The 24,724-nt window shown below is 37.8% G+C and carries 18 protein-coding genes and 1 riboswitch; of the genes, 15 read left to right on the forward strand and 3 right to left on the reverse strand.

From position 1 onward, the window contains the following. Window positions 1–280: 280 nt before the first annotated feature. The 6 genes from AC1FXZ_RS17250 (at window position 281) to AC1FXZ_RS17275 (ending at window position 7,745) form a co-directional block, all read left to right on the forward strand. On the forward strand, window positions 281–2,176 hold the full coding sequence (locus AC1FXZ_RS17250; protein ID WP_480055909.1) for an ABC-F family ATP-binding cassette domain-containing protein: 1,896 nt from the start codon (window positions 281–283) through the stop codon (window positions 2,174–2,176). A gap of 154 nt (window positions 2,177–2,330) precedes the next feature. Next, complete coding sequence (locus AC1FXZ_RS17255) at window positions 2,331–3,086, forward strand: DeoR/GlpR family DNA-binding transcription regulator (RefSeq protein ID WP_480055911.1); 756 nt, start codon at window positions 2,331–2,333, stop codon at window positions 3,084–3,086. Next, window positions 3,083–4,009, forward strand: a complete 927-nt coding sequence (gene pfkB, locus AC1FXZ_RS17260; RefSeq protein ID WP_480055913.1) for a 1-phosphofructokinase — start codon at window positions 3,083–3,085, stop codon at window positions 4,007–4,009. Before AC1FXZ_RS17255 ends, pfkB begins: the two co-directional genes overlap by 4 nt. A 1-nt stretch (window position 4,010) precedes the next feature. Continuing rightward, on the forward strand, window positions 4,011–5,873 hold the full coding sequence (locus AC1FXZ_RS17265) for a PTS fructose transporter subunit IIABC (RefSeq protein ID WP_480055915.1): 1,863 nt from the start codon (window positions 4,011–4,013) through the stop codon (window positions 5,871–5,873). Window positions 5,874–5,978: 105 nt separating this feature from the next. Next, a riboswitch (TPP riboswitch) is annotated at window positions 5,979–6,078 on the forward strand. A gap of 77 nt (window positions 6,079–6,155) precedes the next feature. After that, window positions 6,156–6,725, forward strand: a complete 570-nt coding sequence (gene thiT / locus AC1FXZ_RS17270; protein WP_480055917.1) for an energy-coupled thiamine transporter ThiT — start codon at window positions 6,156–6,158, stop codon at window positions 6,723–6,725. Between the two features lie 234 nt (window positions 6,726–6,959). Next, window positions 6,960–7,745 (forward strand): carbon-nitrogen family hydrolase, encoded by a 786-nt coding sequence (locus tag AC1FXZ_RS17275; protein WP_480055919.1) that lies wholly within the window; start codon window positions 6,960–6,962, stop codon window positions 7,743–7,745. 193 nt (window positions 7,746–7,938) lie between these two features. Here AC1FXZ_RS17275 and AC1FXZ_RS17280 read toward each other — a convergent pair whose 3' ends face one another. Beyond that, the gene (locus AC1FXZ_RS17280; RefSeq protein ID WP_480055921.1) at window positions 7,939–8,253 is read right to left on the reverse strand and encodes a hypothetical protein; all 315 of its coding nucleotides are present in this window, start codon (window positions 8,251–8,253) and stop codon (window positions 7,939–7,941) included. A 252-nt stretch (window positions 8,254–8,505) separates the two neighbouring features. Here AC1FXZ_RS17280 and AC1FXZ_RS17285 point away from each other — a divergent pair, with 252 nt between their 5' ends. From AC1FXZ_RS17285 to AC1FXZ_RS17325, 9 genes are all read left to right on the forward strand, one after another. Next, complete coding sequence (locus tag AC1FXZ_RS17285) at window positions 8,506–10,815, forward strand: NlpC/P60 family protein (protein WP_480055923.1); 2,310 nt, start codon at window positions 8,506–8,508, stop codon at window positions 10,813–10,815. Between the two features lie 926 nt (window positions 10,816–11,741). Then, entirely contained in the window at window positions 11,742–12,941 is a 1,200-nt protein-coding gene (gene pgsB, locus AC1FXZ_RS17290; RefSeq protein ID WP_480055925.1) for a poly-gamma-glutamate synthase PgsB, read from the forward strand. A gap of 11 nt (window positions 12,942–12,952) precedes the next feature. Beyond that, entirely contained in the window at window positions 12,953–13,402 is a 450-nt protein-coding gene (gene pgsC, locus AC1FXZ_RS17295; RefSeq protein WP_480055927.1) for a poly-gamma-glutamate biosynthesis protein PgsC, read from the forward strand. A 15-nt stretch (window positions 13,403–13,417) separates the two neighbouring features. After that, a complete protein-coding gene (locus AC1FXZ_RS17300; RefSeq protein WP_480055929.1) occupies window positions 13,418–14,584 on the forward strand; it encodes a CapA family protein in 1,167 nt (388 codons plus the stop codon). Next, the gene (gene ggt, locus AC1FXZ_RS17305) at window positions 14,574–16,193 is read left to right on the forward strand and encodes a gamma-glutamyltransferase (protein WP_480055931.1); all 1,620 of its coding nucleotides are present in this window, start codon (window positions 14,574–14,576) and stop codon (window positions 16,191–16,193) included. Before AC1FXZ_RS17300 ends, ggt begins: the two co-directional genes overlap by 11 nt. Window positions 16,194–16,224: 31 nt before the next feature. Then, window positions 16,225–16,446, forward strand: coding sequence for a hypothetical protein (locus AC1FXZ_RS17310; RefSeq protein ID WP_480056072.1), 222 nt, complete (start codon window positions 16,225–16,227; stop codon window positions 16,444–16,446). Between the two features lie 236 nt (window positions 16,447–16,682). Then, window positions 16,683–19,661, forward strand: coding sequence for a gamma-glutamyltransferase (locus AC1FXZ_RS17315; RefSeq protein ID WP_480055933.1), 2,979 nt, complete (start codon window positions 16,683–16,685; stop codon window positions 19,659–19,661). Window positions 19,662–19,755: 94 nt separating this feature from the next. Next, window positions 19,756–20,676 carry an LCP family glycopolymer transferase gene (locus AC1FXZ_RS17320; protein ID WP_480055935.1) on the forward strand — a complete coding sequence of 307 codons (921 nt, stop codon included), beginning with the start codon at window positions 19,756–19,758 and terminating at the stop codon, window positions 20,674–20,676. A 193-nt stretch (window positions 20,677–20,869) separates the two neighbouring features. Next, window positions 20,870–22,810: a C40 family peptidase gene (locus AC1FXZ_RS17325; RefSeq protein WP_480055937.1), complete on the forward strand. Its 1,941-nt coding sequence runs from the start codon at window positions 20,870–20,872 to the stop codon at window positions 22,808–22,810. Between the two features lie 487 nt (window positions 22,811–23,297). Here the strand turns inward: AC1FXZ_RS17325 and mreBH are convergent, their stop codons facing one another. Together mreBH and AC1FXZ_RS17335 are read right to left on the reverse strand one after the other, a co-directional pair. After that, on the reverse strand, window positions 23,298–24,305 hold the full coding sequence (gene mreBH, locus AC1FXZ_RS17330; RefSeq protein ID WP_480055939.1) for a rod-share determining protein MreBH: 1,008 nt from the start codon (window positions 24,303–24,305) through the stop codon (window positions 23,298–23,300). A gap of 244 nt (window positions 24,306–24,549) precedes the next feature. After that, the gene (locus AC1FXZ_RS17335; RefSeq protein WP_480056074.1) at window positions 24,550–24,687 is read right to left on the reverse strand and encodes a YflJ family protein; all 138 of its coding nucleotides are present in this window, start codon (window positions 24,685–24,687) and stop codon (window positions 24,550–24,552) included. Between the last annotated feature and the right edge of the window lie 37 nt (window positions 24,688–24,724).

Consider the following 24,724-nt stretch of genomic DNA (forward strand, 5'->3'; position numbering starts at 1 on the left):
GTAAGGATTGTTGCTGTTAGAAAGTTTTTACTCGTGGTGAAATGAAGTGGAAGTCACTCGACTCCTGTGGGATTTAGAGGTAGGGGCGAGACCCCGCAGGCGCAGCCAAGGAGGCTCGGCACCTCCTAGCGGGTGCGAGTGACTGGAGCGAAATGGAACGAACATGTGAATGCACGCAAGCCCAACAACAAAGTATGCGAGTCATCCTACATATGAAAGATGCAACAACGTGAGAGTTACGATAAAATAGATACATACTTCAAAAAAAGGGCGGAAAAAAATGAGCATGTTACAGGTTGAAGGATTAACAAAAACATATGGCGATAAGACATTGTTTGATAACCTTTCTTTTACAATAGGGGAAAAAGAACGTATTGGTTTAATTGGAATAAACGGTACAGGTAAGTCTACACTGCTAAAGATACTAGCTGGGATGGAATCGGCCGATAGTGGTGAGCTAACACATTCTAATGATTTTCAAATAGAGTATTTGCCACAGCAACCAGAATTAGATGATGAGTTAACCGTTATGGAACAAATTTATTTTGGCGATTCAAAAATGATGGTTGCGATGCGTGGGTATGAACAAAGTCTTTTGCTGTTTGAGAAAAACCCAGAGAGCGATGACTATCAAAAACAATTTATGAAATGGCAACAAAAAATGGATGAGTTAGATGCATGGGAAGCAAATACGATGGCGAAAACGGTTCTATCCAAGCTGGGTATTCATGACTATGGGCAAAAAATAAAGCAACTTTCAGGTGGACAAAAAAAGCGTGTGGCAATCGCGAAAGCATTGATTCAACCAGCACATTTACTTTTATTAGATGAACCGACAAACCATCTTGATCATGGAACGATTGAGTGGCTTGAGAGTTATTTATCAACTTATCATGGTTCAATCATTCTCATCACCCATGATCGGTACTTTTTAAATCGTGTGACCAATCATATGTATGAACTTGATCAAGGAAGATTATTTAAATATGTAGGAAACTATGAAATGTTCCTTGAAAAAAAAGCAGAGCGCGAGTTGCAAGAAGCTCAAAGAGATCAAAAACGTGCTAACCTTCTTCGACGTGAGTTAGCTTGGCTTAAACGAGGTGCAAAAGCGAGGACTACTAAACAAAAAGCACGCATTCAGCGCGTTGAAGATCTACAGGAAGAAGAAGGAGTTTCTAGTCGTGGTGAGTTTGACTTTGCGATCGGATCAAAGCGTTTAGGCAAGCAAGTAATTGAGCTTGAGGGCGTTACGAAGAAATTTGATGAGCGAGTCCTTATTCAATCATTGGATTATTTACTTGTTAAAGGTGAACGTTTAGGAATTGTTGGGCCAAATGGAACGGGGAAATCAACATTATTAAATATGTTAGCAGGACGAATTGAACCAGATGAAGGAACCATAACGATTGGTGAGACGGTCAAAATTGGCTATTATACGCAAGAGGATAAAGAAATTGACGGCTCGTTGCGTGTAATTGATTATATAAAAGAAATCGCTGAAGTTGTGTATACAGTTGATGGGACGGTAATTACAGCAGAGCAAATGTTAGAGCGATTCCTTTTTCCGAGGTCTATGCAATATACATATATCCGTAGATTATCTGGTGGTGAGCGAAGACGTCTTTACTTATTAAGAGTATTGATGAGCGAGCCCAATGTATTATTTCTGGATGAGCCAACGAACGATTTAGATACGGAAACATTATCCGTACTAGAAGATTATTTAGAGCAATTTCCAGGAGTCGTTATTACGGTTTCCCATGATCGTTATTTTCTAGACAGAGTCGTAGATCATTTGTTAGTGTTCGAAGGTGGAGGGACTGTATTAAGATTTCAAGGTCATTACACAGATTATCTAAAACAAAAAGAAGAAGCCGAGCAGGTTGAATCGATCAAAAAAGAGAATAAAGTGCAAGAAACTTCTAAGAAAAGCCCAAGGAAAAAGCTATCCTATAAAGATCAGCAAGAGTGGAATAACATCGAAGAGAAAATTACGAAGTTAGAAATGGATATTGAAACAGTTGATAAGGCAATTATTGATGCTGGTAGCGACTATGGTGTTATTCAAGAAAAAATGAAAGAAAAAGAATCATTAGAAAGTGAGTTAGAGAAAACAATTGAGCGTTGGACGGAGTTATCTCTATTAGTTGAAGAGATAGAAAACGAAAAGTAATGATTCACTGAAGATATCAGCATAATTAATATTGTTGTTGAAAAACGGTCACTCTAAAAGAGACCGTTTTTTTTTGTTTTTTACCGAAAATGATTTTTTATGATTGAAACTGATTGAATTTGAAGGTATACTTCCTATATAGAGGTGATAGTAATTGCTTACAATTGAACGTCACGAAATCATTCTTTCATTATTAAAAGATAGGGTTATAGTAAAGATCCAAGAAATAATAGATGAAACAGGAGCCTCTGAGTCAACGATTAGAAGAGATTTAACAGAACTTGAAAATGCGAAGAAATTAAAGCGCATTCACGGTGGCGCAACGCTACTTAAAAAAAGCCTAGATGAACCTTCTGTTGCTGAAAAAACAATCAAAAACAGTCAAGAGAAGCGAAGGATTGCAGAAAAGGCAGCTTTTATGGTCGAAGAGGGAGACTGTATCTTTCTTGATGCGGGTACAACAACTATTGAAATGATTCCGTTTTTAGAAGCGAAAAATGTAGTGGTTGTGACAAATGGGCTTAGCAATATTTCTTTACTTTTAGATTTTAATATTGAGACCCATGTTGTAGGTGGGTATGTTAAGTCTGGTACAAAAGCTATGGTTGGGAGAAATGCCATTAAAACGCTCGAATCATTTCGGTTTGATAAAGCATTCATAGGTGCAAATGGTTTAACGATCCAAGATGGTTGTACAACTCCTGATCCAGAAGAAGCGTTTATTAAAGAAAGTGCAATGAAACGTTCTCGTCATAATTTTGTTTTGGTAGATCATTCAAAATTCGGGGAAGTGGCTTTTAGCAAATTTAGTAACGCAGAAGACGCAACAATAATTACAAGCGAAAAAATCGATAATGACTATCATCGCAACTTACGAAATATAACAACTCTAGAGGTGGTTAGCTTATGATTTATACCGTAACATTGAACCCTGCTCTAGATTACTTTGTTCAAATCGACCAAATGAATCTAGGAACAGTTAATCGATCAACCTATGATTATAAAGCACCAGGAGGGAAAGGGATTAACGTTTCCAGAGTTCTAAAGAGGTTAGGGCATCAAAGTGAAGCGCTAGGCTTTATTGGTGGGTTCACAGGAATGTATGTGGAAGAGGTAATAGGGAAAGAAAACATTACTACAAACTTTATCCGTGTAAACGGTGATACACGAATTAATATTAAAGTGAAAAGCGAAGAAGAAGAGTCGGAGATCAATGGAGTATCGCCAGACATAACAAGTGAGAATGTAGCAGGGTTACGCAAACAGTTAACAGTTCTTAAAGAGGGTGACCAATTGGTACTTGCTGGAAGTGTCCCTTCCACTATACCTGCTGACATTTATGAAACATTATGTCAGGATGCTCGTGAAAGAAACGCTGAAGTATACATTGATTCTAGTGGTGCAGCGATGAAAAGGGTTGTTGAAGCAAACCCTACTTTTATTAAACCGAACCATCATGAATTAGGGGAATTATTCTCGGTGGAAATAGCAAATCCAAAAGAGGCAATTCCTTACGTACGTAAGTTAACAGCACAAGGAATAAAGCGTGTTCTTGTTTCGTTTGCAGGAGATGGAGCGATTTTAGGAACGAGGGAACAAATTCTTTTTGCGAATACACCTAAAGGGATTGTAAGGAATTCTGTAGGCGCCGGTGATTCAACCGTAGCTGGGTTTATATGTGCAAGAAACGAAAAAATGTCGTTGGCAGATAGCTTTAAATTTGCTGTAGCGACAGGTAGTGCAACTGCGTTTTCAAAAGGGTTTGCCGAACGAGAGTATATCGAATCGCTACTAAAAGAAATTGACATCACAGAATTAGAAAAGGGTGAGTAACTTGAGGATATCTGATTTATTAAAAAAAGATACAATTGTACTCAATATGAGAGCAAGCGATAAATCATCAGCTATTGATGAATTAGTAACGAAATTAGATGCCGCCAATAGATTAAATGATGCATCTGAGTTTAAGAAAGCGATAATAGCTAGAGAAGAGCAAAGCACGACAGGTCTGGGTGAAGGGATTGCGATTCCTCATGCAAAAAGCGAGGCAGTTAAAACACCAGCGATTGCTTTCGGACGTTCAGAAAATGGTTTGGATTATGAAGCGCTTGATGGCCAGCCGACCCATTTGTTCTTTATGATTGCTGCTTCAGCTGGAGCAAATGAAGAACACTTGGCAACACTTTCACGTTTATCGACTTTTTTAATGGACGAACACTTCCGTGAAGCTTTATTAAAGGCAAAGTCAGAAGAAGATATCATTGCTGCTATTGATCAGAAGGAACAAGAGCAAGCAGCAGAAATTGAAGCAGAAAAAGCTCCTGCTAAAGGTAGGTACGATATTGTAGCAGTTACAGGGTGTCCAACAGGTATTGCCCATACTTTTATGGCAGCTGATGCGTTAAAAGACGAGGCGAAAAAACAAGGCCTTACAATTAAAGTTGAGACAAATGGTTCAGGTGGAGTGAAAGATCAATTAACTCCGGAGGAAATTGAAAATGCAAAAGGGATTATAGTAGCTGCGAGTACAAAAATTGAAATGAACCGTTTTAAAGGGAAAAAAGTCCTTGAGGGACCGGTAACGGATGGGATTCGCCGTCCGAAAGAGCTTATCGAGAAAATTAATTCCGGTGACGCTCCAGTTTATAAAGGTTCAGTTTCAGGAGAAAGCAACGAAGGCGAGGAAATTAAGGAAAAAGCCGGCTTCGGTGGTGGATTTTATAAACACTTAATGAATGGTGTTTCGAATATGCTTCCGTTTGTTGTCGGTGGGGGGATCCTAATTGCTCTATCCTTCTTGATTGATCTGGAGCTAGATAATGAATTTGCTCAAATGTTAATGACGATCGGTGGAGATAATGCATTTGCTTTAATGATACCGGTGTTAGCTGCATTTATCGCCATGAGTATTGCTGATCGTCCTGGTTTTGCAGCTGGTATGGTAGGTGGTTTGATTGCCGTAACAGGTGAAGCTGGTTTCTTAGGTGGTCTAATTGCTGGTTTCTTAGCAGGGTATATCGCACTTCTTGTTAAAAAGTTATTAGCAGGTCTGCCTCAACAATTAAGTGGGATCACAACGATTTTATTCTATCCAGTATTAAATATCTTTTTAACAGGTATGATTATGCTTCTGCTTATTACTCCTCTTAGTGCTATTAACCGTGGGCTTGAAAGCTGGCTTGGGGGAATGGGTACAACAAATATGGTGCTATTAGGTATTGTTCTTGGTGGTATGATGGCCATTGATATGGGTGGCCCTATCAACAAAGCAGCCTTTACATTTGGTATTGCCATGATTGACGCTGGAAACTTTGGCCCACATGCTGCTGTTATGGCAGGAGGTATGGCACCTCCTCTTGGGATTGCGTTAGCGACAACGTTCTTTAAACGTAAATTTACAAAGCAAGAACAAGAAGCTGGTAAGACGAATTACGTTTTAGGTGCTTCCTTTATAACAGAAGGGGCCATTCCATTTGCAGCAGCCGATCCAGGACGTGTTATTCCATCGCTAATTATTGGTTCAGCTGTTGCTGGTGGTCTGACAGCTTTATTCGGAATCGGGTTACCAGCGCCACATGGTGGAATCTTTGTTATCGGGCTAGTATCTGGTAGCTGGTTCATGTATCTAATCGCTATTTTAGCAGGTGCGATTGTATCGGCTCTTATATTAGGGATTTGGAAGAAAAAGGTTGTATAGATGAAAGCGAAGAGAACAGAAATTCTGTTCTCTTCGCTTTCTTTAAGTTCTTATGTTGCTATGAAAAGTGACATTTATGTTATAATGAACTTTATGAATTAAATAACTATCCACTAGGGGTGTCAAGTGACTGAGAGAGGGGAACCCTCAACTCTAAGAACCTGATCTAGTTTATACTAGCGTAGGGAAGTGGCTGAAAAAATAACGTGCGCATTTTTGCGCGTATTTTTCCTGTCTAACTTAACCTTCTCTTGTGGATAAAATCAAAAGGGAGGTTTTTTTGTGTCTCGTGATCGATTAGTAACGATGATTGAGGTAGCGGTAATGACTGGTTTGGCAATTGTTCTAGGGCAAGTGAAATTTGGAGCACTGTGGCCAATGGGAGGATCTATCTCTCTAATAATGGTCCCTATTTTTCTAATTGCATTTAGACGTGGGTGGAAAGTAGGCGTAGTGACAGGCTTGTTAGTCGGAATACTAAACCTTTTATTAGGTGGGTATATTGTACATCCAATTCAGTTGCTGCTTGATTACCCGTTGCCGTATCTTGTATTAGGCTTAGCTAGTGTTTTTGCTTTTAAAAAGGGAACAGTGCCTAGTGCGACTACTATTGTTGTAGGACTTATTTTTGCAACGACACTTCGTTTCTTCAGTCACTTTGCTTCAGGTGTTATCTGGTTTGGAGAGTACGCGCCTGAAGGGATGAACCCAAGCTTGTATTCTTTTATCTACAACATCTCAAACTTATTACCTGAAATGATTATTACGCTAGTTGTGTTACTCGTGTTAGCGAAAAAATACCCTTCCTTCTTTTTGGCAAAACGCCAAAGAGGGGTAACGGATGCAGCGTAGTAGTTTGAATAAAAGGGCTCTTAATGAGCTCTTTTTTTCTGTGTTTTTTCAATGAAAAACTTAAGAATTAAGGATTTGTGAAAGTCGATATAAAAATTATTAAGCTTTGCGACGCTTCCGTCAAGTTGATAAAATTAATACGATGAAACATTTACGGTATAGAAAAAGGGATAGTAAGAATAAAGAAGAAGTAGAATGAATAGAAAGCAAAATGATTTTTGGGAGGAGAAATAATTGAAGATAGCTACTTACCAAATGGATATCATTCCAGGCAAACCAGCAAATAACCGGAGCAAGGTAAAAGAGTGGGCTGAAACGGTCTGTAAATCACAACAGCCAGATATTCTCGTCTTACCAGAAATGTGGACAACGGCCTATACTCTTCCGACGTTAGAGGAAATAGTCAATTCAGATAAAGCAGAAACGGAATCATTCCTTAAACAATTAGCACATGAGCATAATGTTAATCTTGTCGCTGGTTCCATAGCTGTTAAAGAAGAGGGAGGCATTTATAATCGCTCATACATCTATAACCGTAAAGGAGAAATGATCTATACATATGATAAAATCCACCTTGTCCCGATGCTAGATGAACATAATTATTTAAAAGGTGGAAGAAATTCTGTTCAGGTGTTTGAGTTAGATGGCAGAAAAATAGGAGTGATTATTTGTTATGATCTTCGTTTTCCGGAGCTTGTTCGTTCCTTGGCCTTACAAGGAGCAGAAGTTGTCTTTGTTGTGGCAGAATGGCCGACGGCAAGAGCAAGCCACTGGGAAATTCTACAACAAGCGCGTGCGATTGAGAACCAGCTTTTTATTGTAAGTGCGAATAGGGTTGGAGTATACGATGGAGTTGAGTTTGCTGGACGATCAATGGTGATTAATCCGTGGGGAGATACAGTGGAAAAGGCATCTGCAACAAACGAAGAGACGGTAACAGTTACATTAGATTTAAATGAAGCGACTCAAATTCGAAAAGATGTTCCTGTCTTTTCTAGCAGAGTTCCGGAGCTTTATTGATCTCAAGTTAGAATATAATTAATGTATGAGACATAGATCAGGTAGATTTGTGTCTCTTATTTTTTGTTGGTTATTGAATAACCTAACAAAAAATAACGCTATATATATAGAAGAAACACGTCAAAACAAAAGGACAAATCCCAACTTCACTAATTTAGAATTGAGATTGGGATTAAAGCCAAGGTGAATCAGTTCATTTGATGCACTTTTCACCAGAGGATAGCGAATTACTTACAATCTCATCGGCTTTTTCTTGTTTTTTTGCAGACAATGCTACGATATCGTCGGTGCTTTTATTTACATCAGATACTTGTTTCACATAACGTAACTTTCTCATTTGGCGATCTGCATACTGTTTCGCTAATTTATAACATTCAACTGAATGGCCATATCGCCTACGTAACTCTGCTGTTTTTTCCTTAAAGAGTTGTCCCCACATTTTACGTTCAAAAGCATTGTAGTCGTGCCATGTTCTCTTTCGCTTTGAAAAAAACATCCTTTTTATCATAAAACCCCTCCTTGTTATTTGATTTTTCTGAATAATTAACTAATTCTATTTTGTGTTATTAATATCCTTTCCAACCTCTCTGCTTTTTAAACTGAAAAGACAATTGTTTTGTTAGATTATCAACTAATAAACTAGACGGATTTAACTTTCTATATTCTATTATAATAGGATTTTGGTATAAATTGCAAAATATTTAGTGAAATTGTGTGAAAATATGTTAATCTGTTGTTAGATGAACATAAGAGGTGAATTATGAAAAAATCAATAGCTACTTTACTAGTTTTATTTCTTCTACTTACTATTAATATGAAACCAACCTACTCTGAGTTTGTTGAATCACAATCCAATGTTGTGCAAACAGCAATCAATTTAAAAGGTTCCAACTCTGACGGTTTTACCACATTTGCTTTCGTACGACATGTGTATGAGCAAGCTAAAGGAATCATTCTTCCTAACAATGCCGAACTTCAATGGAATTTGGGCCAATCGATTGAGCGCAATGATTTGCAACCGGGCGATGTTCTTTTCTTTCAAGGAAATTTCTTAATGCCTGCTATTCACATTGGACATGAGTCCTTTATTATTGTCACAACCTCAGGAATTGAAGAACGAAACTTAGCTACGAGCTCTTACTGGAATGAACGATATATTGGTGCTAAGCGTTTTGATGATCTTGAAGTGATGACAAACCCCGTAGCGAAATTTGCATTAAATCAAGTTGGAGAAAATATCCATCAATTTACAACAGCACAATTTGTCCACTATGTCTTTCATGAAGCCCTTCAGTTATCGGTACCTGATAGAGCACTCGAACAGTGGGCAATTGGAGATACAGTTGAAAAAGAAGATTTACAACCGGGCGATGTTGTCTTCTTTAATGGGAATTATTTCATGTCTGGTATTTATACTGGATTTGATTCATTAGTAATGGTTACTACTTCTGGGATAACGGAAGTAAGTTTATCAAGTTCCTATTGGTCAACAAGATACGTTGGAGCAAAACGGATTAATGAAAATAATAGTAATGAAGCTTCTAAATATGAGGATCCTATTATTGAAAAAGCAGCTTCTCTCATAGGAACACCTTACATCCCTAAAGGAGAAACACCTGAAACCGGTTTTAACACTGGTGGGTACATTCATTATGTTTTTAAAGAAGTTACTGGAAGCCTCTTATCAAAATTTCCATCAAGACAATATGAAGCAGGTCAAAAGATCAACCGTTCTGAACTAGAACCTGGCGATCTAGTTTTCTTTAATGGTACAAGTTCACTCCTTTCTGGGATATATAAAGGGGACGGATTCTTCTATATTGTGACTTCCAGTGGGGTTGCCGAAAGAAACCTAGAATTTGATTCTTATTGGTCATCGCGTTACTTTGGTGCAGTAAGATACACTGACGAAATCTTGTTATTATCTAACCCAAAAACTTACATGAATCATGAGCATAAAGCAATAAAAGAAGCAATGAAGTATATCCATACACCCTATTTATTAATGGGAGATACGTTAGCTGGTTTTGATTGTTCATATTTAATTCAAACTATATTCCGAGATAGCCTGGAAATTTATTTACCTAGAGCAACATATACACAGTGGCAGGTTGGGGAAACTATTTTATCAGAAGGATCTACGATTGAAGACATTGATTTAGATGAACATATAAAACCAGGTGATGCCATTTACTTCTCTGACACATGGCGAACAGGAATCTCTCATGTCGGTCTCTACTTAGGCAATAACTATATGGTCCATGCGACTGGAGATGAAGGAGAAACAACCATTTCTTATATTAGTGAGTATTGGCAAGGAAAATACACAGGTGTTAAGCGATACGATGATTTAACTTTGCGCTTAGATATTCCTGTTATTGAGGAAGCAAGTAAACATATTGGTGTGAAATATTTGCAAAATGGAACAGATCCTAGTACTGGTTTTGACACAGCTGGTTTTATTCAATATGTTTATAATAAAATTGGAGTGCAACTCCCTAGATATGCTAGCCAACAGTCGGCCGTTGGAAAAGAAGTTGCTAGAAATGATCTTTCCCTTGGCGATGTCATCTTTTTCGAAGGCTCAACTACTCTTATTCCAGGTATATTCATTGGGAATGATCAAGTAATTCTAGTAACTCAAACAGACGGTGTTCGAATTATTGATTTAACAACAAGCAGCTATTGGTCATCACGCTATCATAGTGCCAGAAAATATGAATTAACAAAGCCCGATCAGCTTTCAGAGTTGGCAAGAACTTACTTATCACAGCCATTTGATGGTACGACCGCAGCTTTTGTAAAGCAAATAGTAGATGAGGCTACATCAGAAGAATTTCCAAGTAATGTGACGTCTCAATGGAGTATGGGAAGAAGCATCGAAATAGAGAACTTAGAGATGGGTGACATTGTTTTTTTCACAAATGGAAAGTCTGATGACCCATGGATGTCGGGTATTTATACAGGTCTCGGAAATTTCATTATTGTAGTAGATTCGACAGTTCAAGAAAGAAACCTTATTCATTCAGACTTTTGGAAGAATCGATATTTAGAAGCCAAGAGATTATAAAAAAGACTGATTGGACGTGTCACACTCATTATGGTTACAGGAGTGTTAACGTGACACTATAAATTCTTTTTTATCGCAAGGAATTGGAGCCAATGTGATATAGTTCGGGACTTGACCCAATGGTCTTGATAGGGGGAGTAATAAGATTTAGCTATATAAAATGGACAGTTTTTGAAAAAAGAATCCAAGCATCTAGAAAATGACCTCGGCATTGAGCCGGGGTCATTTATTTTTATATTAAATGGGAGACTTTTTCTATTGTCATTGGGGACGTTTATCCATCTTTTTGACGAATCAAATCGAATGGACTATGACTAGTAGATTAAAATGTTACATTAAGTTACAAAATTAATGAAATATTCATCTTTTTCGCTAAAAACAGTCACTATCATTAAACACTGTAATAGAAAGAAAGCAAAAGACAAATGGGTATTTAGTTTTATTCCGTAATAATAACGATTATCAATTATAGTTCGAATAGCTGAATTCATAACAATCAAACAGTCGAAGGACAAATAAAAAACCAAAATAAAATGAGTGAAAATATGTATTATTTGGTCATTTAATAGTTTTAATCTTTAAGTATTTGAAGATAGAGGTAGAGGAAGAAAAACATAAAAAATCACAGAAAATGGATAATTATGTAACAAAATGTAACGAATCTTCGATATGGACTTTAGGTGGATAAATCAGTCAGGAATCGATTTTAACAACTATATTACTGATAGTGGTAAGTAATTACTAGATTTTGTAATAAAGACGTTTATATACAATAGTCGGATTACAGTTATCCTGAATTTGAATTATGATTCCAATGTGAGTGGGGAAATTTCCCAATAATTACAAAGGGGTGATTTAATGGTTTATCAAGCGAGATTTTTTGGGGAGGAGAGACAACTATATTTTCTGAAAAAGGTGGTGAGTAAATGAAGGTATTACTCTTAATAGTGTTATCTGCTTTGTTTGTATTAATCCTAGGTATTATTGAAAAGAAACGTCATCAAAGAAATATCGATTCTATACCAATCAGAGTCAATATCAATGGTATACGTGGTAAATCAACGGTTACCCGACTGATAACAGGAGTATTAAAAGAGACGGAGAGAAAGACAATTGGCAAAACAACAGGAACATCAGCGCGAATGATCTATTGGGATACAGATGAAGAGAAACCTATTATAAGACGACTAGAAGGGCCGAATATTGGAGAACAAAGAAATGTTGTAAAAGAGGCAGCAGATTTAGGAGCAGAAGCCCTTGTTAGTGAGTGTATGGCTGTTAATCCAGATTATCAAATTATATTTCAGGAGCAGATGTTACAGGCAAACGTGGGGGTAATTGTTAATGTCCTAGAAGATCATATGGATGTGATGGGTCCTACTTTAGATGAGGTAGCTGATGCTTTCACTGCTACAATTCCATACAATGGACACCTTATCGTATCTGAAAGTCCATATGTTGATTATTATAGAGAGGTTGCACAGCAAAGAGGAACAGAAGTAATTGTTGCAGACAACTCACGGATTTCTGAGGAATTTTTGCGTGAATTTGATTATATGGTTTTCCCAGAAAATGCATCATTAGCTTTAGCTGTTGCCGAAGCATTGGGGATAGACGAAGAAACTGCTTTTAGAGGAATGTTAAATGCCCCAATCGATCCGGGAGCGATGAGAATTGCCAAACTAGGTAATCCTAATTATCCTTCGTATTTTGTTAATGGTTTTGCGGCAAATGATGCTTCGTCAACATTGAAAATTTGGGAGAGACTTAGAGAACTAGGCTATCCTACCGAAAGTCCAGTTGTTATTATGAATTGTCGTGCTGATCGGGTCGATCGAACAGAACAATTCGCTGTTGATGTGCTTCCGTATATTGAAATGGAGGCGTTGGTAGTAATTGGAGAAACAACTAGGCCAATTATTGAAGAATACGAGGCAGGTAATATTCCGGCGAAGAATATCTATGATCTAGAAAACTTGTCAACCGATGAAATTTTTGCAGAACTTCAACAATTTTTATCGGATACGGTTATCTATGGTGTAGGTAATATTCATGGAGCTGCTGAACCATTAATAGAAAAATTTGAACAAGAAAAAGAGAAGGCATTCATTAAAAATGTCGGCTAGGGGGAAGAAAGTTGTTTGGATCTGATTTATATATAGCGCTAGTAATAGGAGTAGTTCTTAGTTTAATTTTTGCAGAAAAAACGGGGGTATTACCGGCAGGGCTAATTGTTCCCGGGTATCTTGCATTAGTTTTTGACCAACCTATTTTTTTATTGATGGTCTTTCTGATCAGTTTTTTAACCTATTTTATTGTTGTCTATGGAATTGGGAAGGTAACTATTCTATATGGTAGACGAAAATTTGCAGCAATGTTAACAACAGGTATTGTTCTGAAACTAGTGTTTGACTATTTTTATCCTATTATGCCCTTTGAGGCCTTTGAATTTAGGGGGATTGGGGTCATTGTTCCTGGGTTAATTGCTAATACTATCCAAAAACAAGGATTGGTTCCTACAGTAGGAAGTACAATACTTCTAAGTGGAATCACGTTTGGAATTATAACAATTTATTATTTGATTTAGGTGGAGGTATTAATAATGTCTAGTAAATTGACGCTACCAGAAAAGGTACTCAAATCAATTAAGAGCAATAAAAAAAAAGTAAACAAACATACGCTAATAGCAATGGTTTTAACCTTAAGTTTATTACTGTTAACGCCTTTACTTGATAGTAAGAAGCTTGCAGATACATATTCAAATGATTCAGCTATTTTTACGGCAGCAATGGTGGGGGATATGATGTTTGGTCGCCATATTGAAGAAGTGACCAAACGGTATGGGCATGATTATCTTTTTAGACATGTAGAACCGTATTTCCAAGAGTCAGATTATGTTACAGGGAATTTTGAACATCCAGTTGTACTAGGTGAAGATTATGATGAAATAGATAAATTTATTCATCTTAAGACAGGAGATGAATCTGTTCAAGCACTAGAAAGAATGAATTTTTCAAATGTTACATTAGCTAATAATCACACGTTAGATTATGGACCTCAAGGGTTAGAAGATACAATTCGTACGTTTGAAAAATCAAATTTGGATTTTGTCGGTGCTGGACGAAATTTAGAAGATGCACAATCAATTTTATACGAGGAAGTCGAAGGAGTGACTATAGCAACGTTAGGCTTTAGTGATTCTTATGTTAAAGGCTTTCGTGCGCTAGATGATCGTGGAGGAATACTGGTAGCGGATCCTGACTTATTTATGCCCCTTGTTTATGAGGCAAATGAAAATGCCGATTTGGTTATTGTTCATATGCACTGGGGGCAAGAATATGACAGTAACGCTCACCCTAGGCAAATTGATATGGCAAAAGCAATATCAGATGCTGGAGCAGATATTATCATCGGTCATCATCCCCATGTCTTGATGTCGGTTGATGTTTATAATGACACACTGATTATGTATAGCCTCGGTAATTTCATTTTTGATCAAGGGTGGAGCAGAACGAGAGATAGTGTGTTGGCGCAATATCAGTTAGAAGATGATGGTACTGGGAAATTAATTCTTAATCCAATGAGAATTAGAGAAGGTTCACCTAAACCACTTACTGGAATGTCTGCACCATATCATGAGGCAAGGATTTTCAGACAACTTACGAAAGAAACCATTGATTCTGCTAACTGGTACAAGGAGGAAGGAAGGCTAATTTTTGAAGTAGACCATTCCCGTGTTCTTGAAGGGATTGCGATTGATGATAAATAGAAAGATTGCGATTCCGATCTTCGTTCTAGTCATAATCATTTGTTCGATTTTTCTAATTGACACAGAAAATAAACCGGTAACGTTTGTTGAACAAGAGACTGTCAATGATAGATTTGGAGTCAGTGCTGCAGACCCACTTGCTGTTAACGTAGGAATGCAAGTGCTTGAAAATGGTGGGAATGCTATTGATGCAGCCATTGCCGTTTCTTATGTCTTAGCCGTTGTAGAACCTTTTGGATCAGGGTTAGGTGGTGGAGGAGGAATGGTTGTTGTACCTGGTAATGATGAAAGTCCAGTTGCATATGACTATCGGGAAATCGCTCCGATCAGTGGGAAGGTTCCAGAGGGATACGTAGGTGTACCTGGATTTGTAAAAGGTCTTGAACAAATTCACGATGAACGTGGCTCTATGCCAATGAATAAATTACTGCAGCCGGCAATCGATCTAGCCGAGGGTGGATTTCAAGTGGATTCTATTTTGACAGAACGGCTTTTAGCTGCAAGAGGGAGGCTTCCGATCAATCAATTAGAACACTTTTTCCCTGGAGGTACAGCCATTAAGCCTGGCGAAACACTGAAGCAACAGGATTTGGCAAATACATTAAAGCTTATACAAGAAGATGGATCTGATGCTTTTTATTATGGTGAAATCGGCGAAAAAATCGCAGGTGATGTTCAAGGGCTAGAGGTGGAAGATCTTGCCGGCTACACGGTCTTAAAGAATGAACCGGTTAAAGGGGTATTCAACGGATATAACGTTTATTCTGCACCACCACCATTTGCCGGTCTAACCGTTATTCAAAATTTACAAATGGCAGAATTGATGGGAATTGAAAAGGCAGAAAGTGAACCGGATAACTTTATTCATCTGCTAGCAGAAATATCAAAAAAAAGCTATGAATCTAGAATTCAATATATAGGGGATTTAAATTTTAATATTGTACCTATTAGTGAATTAAGTAGTATTAATTATGCAAAAGAATTAAGTTCTAATATTTTGTTTGATCAACTTTCAAAGGCTTCTACTAATGACGCTACTCCTGCAGACAAACTTGACCATAGTGATACTACTCATTTTGTTATTTATGATGAAGAAGGGACAATGGTATCTGCTACTCATTCGTTAAGTAACTTTTTTGGGTCTGGTAAATATACAGCAGGTATTTTCTTGAATAATCAATTAATGAATTTCAGTCAAGTTTCTTCATCACCAAATTTTTTTGAAGCAGGAAAACGCCCAAGAAGTTTCATGGCTCCAACTATTCTTGTTAAGGATGATAAACCGGTATTAGGAATTGGCTCTCCTGGAGGGACTAGAATTCCTACCGTTATTTCTCAAGTGTTAATTCTGTTTTTGCTATATGATTTAGATTTTCAAACAGCTATTGATACACCACGCTTTTTTGCTGAAGACGATGCTCTGTATATTGAAGATGAGTTTTCAGATAAAGTAAAAAAAGAATTGATTAATAGAGGATATAGAGTGGTTGTAAGAGAATCCCCGGCTTTCTTCGGAGGTATTCAAGGTTTAATAGTTGATCATAACAATAATAAGCTAAACGGTGGATTTGACCGTCGAAGGAATGGCACATGGGAAATAAAAAATTAATGCTGAATATGAGGTGTCTATAGTGAAAAAGATGATTAGTTTTATAGGACCATTTGTATTTTTAGCTACAATCTTAGTATGTATGAATTCGTTTAAACATGTACAAACCCTTAATATTGTCGAGGAAGCTTTGATCGAGGAGCACCTTTCAACATTTAAGGAGAAAAGTGAATTAGAGAATAAAGCAAATGAGATAATACTTAACTTTCATAAAAGGAATATGGAAGAAACTGTGATAATAGGTGATTTTTAAACTAGTGAGTAGATGACTATGACCTTAGCCGGAACCAGAAAGGAGTTTACCATCTTCAAGTATTTGAAGGTGGTAGACTTATATTTTTTATTTCTATCATGAAAATTAATTGGAAATTAAAAAACTACTTGAGGGAAGTTCCTTTTTAACCTATGTTATGCTGGTCAACTTAAGTCCTGCTGATTAGTGATCAAGAAAAGAGTTAAGCGTATCTATGAGGTGGTGAACAATCTTTGTTGAAAAAATGGTTGGGGTTATGTTTAGTACTGAATGTCACATTTTCACTTATCAATCCTTCTGTCGTAACAGGGGAAGATAATCATAAATTCTTAATAGACAATTATGGAGTGAGCTCTTCCCATCCTCTTGCCGTTGAAGTTGGCATGGAAGTGCTTGAAAATGGTGGGAATGCGGTAGACGCTGCTGTGGCTGTTTCATATACATTGAGTGTTGTCGAACCATTTGGTTCAGGGATTGGTGGTGGAGGACAGCTGTTACTCTTGCCACCGGAAGAAATGGAGCCACTTGTTTATGATTATTGGGTTTCGGCCCCTGGGGATGACGAATGGGGAAATAAGATAACTGGTGTTCCGGGATTCGTTAAAGGATTGGAAGTGTTACATAATGATTTCGGTTCAGAACCATTTGCAAAGTTGATTTCTCCAGCTATTGAACTTGCTGAAGATGGCTTTGAAATTGATTATTTATTATCAGAACGTCTTAATGCTGCAGCTCATCGGTTGCATTTAGAGGATTTTCCCCACTTTTACCCGGAATCTAAACCTTTAGAGCCTGGTGAAACACTGAAACAACTTGAATTAGCTGAGACACTTATCAAAATTAAGGAAAATGGTTCGAGTGTTTTTTACAATGGAGAAATTGGTAAGCAGGTTACTGAAGCTGTTTCGTACTTAAATGATACAGATTTAGAAAACTATAACGTTAGAAAGCACAAACCTATCAAAGGGGAATTGAATGAAGGAACTATCTATTCAGCTAGCCCTTCTCTAGCGGGCTTACCGTTTATCCAGTCATTAAAACTAGCAGAAATTGTAAATATAGAGGACACCATCGATGATGAGAGTGAATTCACTCATTTAATGACGGAAATTTTAAAGCTTACTAACAATGAACGAATAAAAACGGTTGGGGATCCTGCATTTAATGATATTGATATCGATAAACTTGTCAGTGATGAGTATCTTGAAAAGTTGGCTAGCCAAGTCTCTTCTTCGAGCTTCTCTACAAACGTAGTGGATGATGGAGAGTTTGTTAATGAAGAACATACAGATACAACTCATTTTGTCATTGTAGATCAGGATGGAATGATGGTATCGGCGACCAATACGTTGAGTGACTTTTTTGGTTCAGGAACGTATGTCGCCGGTTTCTTTCTTAATAATTCAGTGGAACTATTCAGTTCCAATCCTACTTCACCGAATAGTTATGAACCTGGTAAGCGTTCAAGAAGTTTCTCAGCTCCAAGTATATATATTGACCATGAAAGAGTCATTGGCATAGGAAGTCCCGGAGGAACACGAATTCCACATGTGATGGCTGAAGTGTTAACCAGACATCTTTATTTTGATCAAACACTTGATGATGCTGTTGAGGCCGCACGTTTTTATGGGCAAGATGACGTACTATATGTGGAAGATCACTTTTCTGAGGAAGTAATGGTCGATTTGATAAAACGAGGCTATAACGTTGAAGTAAGGAATCATCCTATCTACTTTGGTGGAATTCAAGCACTAGAATTAAAGCTGGATGATCATAGCATTAATGGGATTGCTGATATACGGAGAGGTGGTATGTGGGATGCAAAAGATAGAAGAGATACTCCTTTTTTATTAGAAATAGCTATTTCACTTTTCTTTCTATTATGTATAACATTCCCTGTCCTTCATTTATTTCATAGTTTACCTTGGTTTAAGGCAAAGGGGGAAGGGGTTAAACAAGATTTCGGAACAAAAAAGGGGATTAGTATTTTAGTCCCTTGTTACAATGAACAAGGAATTATTAAAACCTCGGTTCAAAGTATGATCTCTTTATCTTATTCCAATTTTGAAGTCGTTTATATTAATGACGGTTCAACAGACCAGACGCTTTCTCTTTTAAAAGATCTTTTAAAACTAACACCGTGTTCTCGTTCTCCGTATCATAAATTGTCACATACAAAGGTAAGAAATTGTTTTCAGTCGGAGCTTTATCCTCATATTTTCGTCGTAGATAAAACAAATGGTGGAAAGGCTGATGCCCTTAATGCGGGTATTGAATATTCTAGCCAGGATGTGATTGTTACGTTAGACGCAGATACGGTCTTAACCGATACGGCTTTATCTAGTGTTAACAAAAAGTTTGCAGATCAGAATGTTGTTGCAGCAGGAGGAATGGTGCATGTTTTACAAACAAAAACATCTAAACCTTTAAGCCGGATGTCATTACTGAACACCAATATGTTAGTGCGTCTACAAATGTTAGATTTTCTAAAAGCATTTTATATTACGAAGATTTCCCTAGCTCGCTTTCAAGCCTTAGCGATCATTTCCGGAGCTTTCGGTATTTTTAGAAAACAAGCGCTTTTAGATGTAGGAGGGTATCGATCTACAGTTGGAGAGGACATTGATATCACATTAAAAATGCATAGATACATTTCAAAACGAAAGGGTAAGAAAATTATCCTAATACCAGAAGCTATTTGCTATACAGAATTACCTGAGAACTGGAATGACTTTTTTAAACAACGTGTTCGCTGGCAGAAAGCATATATTGACTGTCTGATTTACTTTCGCTCCTTTTTTGCAAAAAGCTTGTTTAATCGAGCAGTCTCATTTTTCTATATTTTTGAGTCATTTCTAGCAGGAACACTTTCAGCTTTTGTTATGGTAGGAATCTTTGTGGTAAATGGTATTTATTACCCTCCTGCTTCGTATACAGAGTATATCCTTTTGTATTTAATATACCTTTTCTTATTTAGTGTTGTTTATGATCTAGTGGCAATTGGAATGAGCAGATATTATGGATTTAAATTTGAAAAAAAAGATGGACAGCGATTACTCTTCACAATTGTTTTAGATGTCTTGATCTATCGTTTTATTATTTTATTTCTTGTATTGTATGGAAGCATTGCATATTTCTTCAACCACAATTGGAATAAAGTTGCTAGAACAGGACGAGATTATCAAACGGAATCTAAATCTAAATCGGCAGCATAATAGATGTATTCTTTATCGCGTTTTTATACCCCGAATAAAGGAAGTCTGGGGAGTGCAATATGAAGAGTTTCATAAAAAAGTGAGGTTTCAATAAGTGGGCAAGAAATTTCTACTCGTTATATTAACGGTAATTGGTGTATTAATATTAGGAGCAGGAGGCTACGGCTATTACTTTTGGCAAATGGTCACATCAACAGTAGGCAATATTCAAGAAGAAGAATTTGACCGTGAAATATCTGATAAACGGCTACAAAAAGTTAATTTAGAAGAAGGAAATCCGATTTCGGTGTTGTTAATGGGAATTGATGACCGTGAAAACCGTCAAGATCTTGGGCGAGCTGATACGCTAATCTTATTAACAATTAATCCTCATACAGAATCGGTGAATATGGTAAGTCTGCCCCGTGATTCCTATACGGAGATACGAGGAACCAGAACATACGATAAAATTAGTCATGCTCATGCAATTGGTGGGATTGATATGACTATACGGACTGTAGAACACTTCCTAGATGTTCCAGTTGATTATTTCGTTCAGGTTAATATGGATAGTTTTAAAGACATTGTTGATGCAGTAGGAGGAGTGGAAGTAGAAAATAACTTAGAATTTACTTTTTACGAAGTCGACTATCCAAAGGGAAGGATTCATTTAGATGGTGAAAAAGCATTGGGTTACTCTCGTATGAGACATCTAGATCCTGAAGGGGATTTTGGGAGACAGCTTCGCCAGCGTCAAGTAATTGAAGCGGTAATTGAGAAAGGATCAAATCTATCGTCTGTAACCAATTTGAATGAGATACTTACAGTTATTGAAGATAATGTAAAAACGAACTTGACTCTAGATGAGATGTTGAGTATTCAATTGGGATATAGAAAGGCTGTAAATCATATTCAACAGCATCGAATGGAAGGAGAAGACACAAAAAAAAATGGAGTTTATTTTTATTTGCCTGATGATGGAAATCTGAAGTTACTTTCTAGTGAACTAAAAGAGCATTTGGAAATTAATGAATAATAGATTTACATTGCGTAAAAGCTTGCGATTACACCAGATTTGTTGGTCAAATACAGTAAGAGTTATTCATAGCTTAATAGGGGTACTAAAAAGACTCAAATTTTACTAGGTTAAGATTTGAGTCTTTTGTAACTTATCAAATTCTGCACAAGAAACTTTAAAGCGAAATAGTTTGAGGTAAGGAGGGAGATGAATGACATTCAATAATGAGCAAGTTCAGACAGTGTTAAGCGCCTCGACTGAAGTGATTACTACTGAAGCTTTGACCCATTTGGGTGTGCCATATGTTTTTGGTGGTAATTCTCCAAGTACAGGTTTTGACAGTTCTGGGTTTATCCAATATGTTTTTCAGCATTCAGTCGGGTTTCAAATGCCAAGAACGGTTCTTCAACAATGGGATATTGGGGAAGTAGTTGAAAGAAATGAGCTGCAGGTAGGTGATATTGTTTTCTTTAGTCGTGAGAGTGATGGAAATGTTACTCATAATGGAATTTATATTGGGAACAATCAAATGATCACAGCTTCTGTATCGCTGGGAGTATCAATAGTATCGATTTCAAGTGGGTATTGGGGAGAACGTTATACTGGTGCGAGAAGAGTTACAGAGGTTCAGCCTGCTGATCATCCTCTTGTGAACGAAGCTCTTATACATTTGGGAGTACCTTATGTTTTTGGTGGGACTACACCTGATGGTTTTGATTGCTCTGGATTTATTCGGTATATTTTTAGGGAAACACTTAATATTTATTTACCAAGGAGTACTTACCAACAATGGGAGTTCGGGGAGAGGATTGACTTAGACGACATTGAAGCTGGCGATGTGATTTATTTTGAAAATACGTATAGAGAAGGGATTTCACATGCCGGTATTTATATGGGAAATGGTCAATTTATTCATGCAGCAGATGATCGAGGTGTCACGATTGATTATATTGAGAGTGCTTACTGGTCGTCAAAAATGGCTGGAGTAAGAAGGTTTCCTGAACCTAATTCATCAACTGTTGTGGAAGAGGCTTTAAAATATTTAGGAGTACCTCATCAATCTGGTGGCGATACGCCTGATGGATTTGATGCTTCAGGTTTTTTACAGTACGTTTACCGTGAAAATGAAGGGGTTTACCTACCTAGAAGTATTGGCCAGCAGTGGCAACTTGGGAAAGACGTTACTGAACATGAGTTAATTCCAGGAGATATTTTATTTTTTAGTAGAGACTTAGACGGAGTAGCCACTCATACTGGGATCCACCTTGGATATAATCAATTTATCCATGCTTCTTTCACGCACGGTGTTTCAGTTACTTCATTGGAAGAAACATATTGGGGGCCGAGGTATATTGGGGCACGTAGATACCAAGGTATAGATTTAGAGGTAGGGGAACCAACCCATAATAGAATTGTAGAAGACGCAAAGTATTATATAGGAGTTCCATTTAGTTCAGGTGGTAATCACCCCGATCAAGGTTTTGATAGCTCTGGCTTCATTCAGTTTATCATTAACACTTACGGGGAAGGGTTATATTTACCAAGAACGGCTTCAGCGCAATGGTCAATGGGGAAGTCAGTCAACCGGGAGAACCTGGAGCCGGGCGATCTCTTGTTCTTTAGCAATAATAGTGAGACGATTACCCATGTTTCCTTGTTTATTGGGTATGATCAGATGATTCATTCGACTATATCTCAAGGTGTTTCTATATCCTATTTTGAAAATAGCACATATTGGAACCCACGCTTTGTTGGGGCGAAGCGAATTAATACCACTTTGCAAACGGATAGTCCAATTGTCAGTGAAGCTTTTCAACACCTTGGAAAACCATTTGAAATGGGGGGAACAGGCCCTGATGCTTTTGATAGTTCGGGATTTGTTCAATATGTTGTTAGAGAAAGTGTAAATATTAGCTTACCTAGAACATTAGCTGATCAACATCAGCATGGAGAAGAAATAAATCGATCCGTATTAAAAGCAGGTGACATAGTCTTCTTCAGCCGAAATATGGACGGTATTGTTACACACGCTGGAATCTATATTGGGCAAACTCAATTCATACACGCGTCCTTATCGGAAGGAATAACTATTTCTTCTTTAAATGAGTCATATTGGGGACCACGGTTCACTGTAGCAAAACGTATTTTATAGTGTGAGGATCATTTAAGGAGGGCAATGGCTACGCCGGTGTACGCCCAGTACGAGAAGATCGCTCGTACTGGGCTAAAAAGCAAGCCCCGGCTGCACACATTGCTCAGTATAAAAGGAAAAGGTAAAAAGCAACCTGCAATGGCTACGCACGGTGCACGCCAAGTACGAGAAGATCGCTCGTACTTGGCTAAAAAGCAAGCCCCGGCTGCGCACATTGCTCAGTATAAAAGGAAAAGGTAAAAAGCGACCTGCAATGGCTACGCACGGTGCACGCCAAGTACGAGAAGATCGCTCGTCCTTGGCTGAAAAGCAAGCCCCGGCTGCGCACATTGCTCAGTATAAAAGGAAAAGGTAAAAAGCAACCTGCAATGGCTACGCACGGTGCACGCCAAGGACGAGAAGATCGCTCGTCCTTGGCTGAAAAGCAAGCCCCGGCTGCGCACATTGCTCAGTATAAAAGGAAAAGGTAAAAAGCAACCTTTTCCTTTTATACTGATACTTTTTGGAGTTTGTTGATGAATTTTAGTGCGCGGCCTGTTCCCATTGCTACGGCTTCTAGTGGGTTATGGGCGATGTGGACCGGTACTGATATTTCGTTGGCAAGCCATTCTTGCATGCCGTTTAAGTGAGCTCCTCCACCTGTTAACATGACACCTTGGTCAACGATATCGCCACTTAGTTCTGGAGGGCAATCTTCAAGGGTGGATTTGATTGATTCAAGCAATTGAACCATCGATTCATTAAGTGCTTGTTGAATTTCGGTTGAAACAAGTTTGATTGTTTTTGGTAAACCATGCAAGAGGTCACGTCCTCTTACTTCCATTGTCATTTGCTCATGTGCAATAGGAGTGTAGCCGATCTCCATCTTAATTTGTTCAGCTGTGCGCTCTCCAATTAAAACATTATATGTTTTACGTACATGTTGGATAATGGCTTCATCCAGCTTGTCTCCACCAATTCTAATGGAGTGACAAGTGACGACACCGCCAAATGAAATAATTGCGACTTCTGTTGTACCTCCACCAATGTCGACCACGACGTTAGCAATCGGCTCATCCACAGGTAAATCAGCACCGATAGCGGCTGCTAAAGGTTCTTCAATAATATGGACGTTTTTGGCGCCACAACTACGAACGGCATCATGAATCGCACGACGCTCGACAGAAGTTGAACCTGAAGGAGCGCATACGACAACATTGGGTTTGCGTAGAGACAGTCCTAACTCCTTGCTCGTTTTTTTCATAATCGTTTTTAGCATGCTTGCAGTCATATTGTAATCGGCAATTACGCCGTCTCTCAGTGGACGTATTGCTACAATATTTGTGGGAGTTTTCCCAACCATGTTTTTTGCTTCGGTTCCGACTGCTAAAACTTCGTCTGTATCAAGGTTAATGGCAACAACGGAAGGTTCATTTAAGATAATTCCCTTGCCTTTGCTATATACAAGGATATTAGCTGTTCCTAGATCAATTCCTATTTCTGCATTTGCAAACACGTTTTTCACCAACTTTTCAGAATCTGATTTAACTAAGATTTGATTTTATCAGGTAAAGCCGGTTAAACAAAGAGTCGAACCTCTCATCTTATATGTGAGAATGTGAAAACTCAGGAAAGAAAATACGAAGAATTTCTACATTTTTAGACAATGAGGGATTTGTATAGGAAAAAAGTATCAGTAGAGGCAGTTGGCAGTACAAAAAGAAAAGGCTACTATCGGTTAGTAGCCTTAGAAATATATTTTAGTTTTTCTCGTTTAAAAGATTAGCTAAAATATGAGTTTTATAGCGCTCGATCTTCCTGCCCTCTATATAGCGAATTCCTTTTTCTTTTAGTTTTTTTACGTACCAGCCCTTTGTTCCAATATACATGTACACCATTCCTTTCAATGAGATCAAACAAAAACGAGCAAGCACA

Source organism: Halalkalibacter sp. HAAS-P014, from assembly GCF_056619965.1.

Excerpts from the sequence above, each read along its gene's own strand:
- AC1FXZ_RS17250 (WP_480055909.1), top strand. The coding sequence starts at position 281 with ATGAGCATGTTACAGGTTGAAGGATTAACAAAAACATATGGCGATAAG.
- pfkB (WP_480055913.1), top strand. The coding sequence starts at position 3,083 with ATGATTTATACCGTAACATTGAACCCTGCTCTAGATTACTTTGTTCAA.
- AC1FXZ_RS17280 (WP_480055921.1), bottom strand. The coding sequence starts at position 8,253 with ATGATAAAAAGGATGTTTTTTTCAAAGCGAAAGAGAACATGGCACGAC.
- AC1FXZ_RS17285 (WP_480055923.1), top strand. The coding sequence starts at position 8,506 with ATGAAAAAATCAATAGCTACTTTACTAGTTTTATTTCTTCTACTTACT.
- pgsB (WP_480055925.1), top strand. The coding sequence starts at position 11,742 with ATGAAGGTATTACTCTTAATAGTGTTATCTGCTTTGTTTGTATTAATC.
- AC1FXZ_RS17300 (WP_480055929.1), top strand. The coding sequence starts at position 13,418 with ATGTCTAGTAAATTGACGCTACCAGAAAAGGTACTCAAATCAATTAAG.
- ggt (WP_480055931.1), top strand. The coding sequence starts at position 14,574 with ATGATAAATAGAAAGATTGCGATTCCGATCTTCGTTCTAGTCATAATC.
- AC1FXZ_RS17310 (WP_480056072.1), top strand. The coding sequence starts at position 16,225 with ATGATTAGTTTTATAGGACCATTTGTATTTTTAGCTACAATCTTAGTA.
- AC1FXZ_RS17325 (WP_480055937.1), top strand. The coding sequence starts at position 20,870 with ATGACATTCAATAATGAGCAAGTTCAGACAGTGTTAAGCGCCTCGACT.
- AC1FXZ_RS17335 (WP_480056074.1), bottom strand. The coding sequence starts at position 24,687 with ATGGTGTACATGTATATTGGAACAAAGGGCTGGTACGTAAAAAAACTA.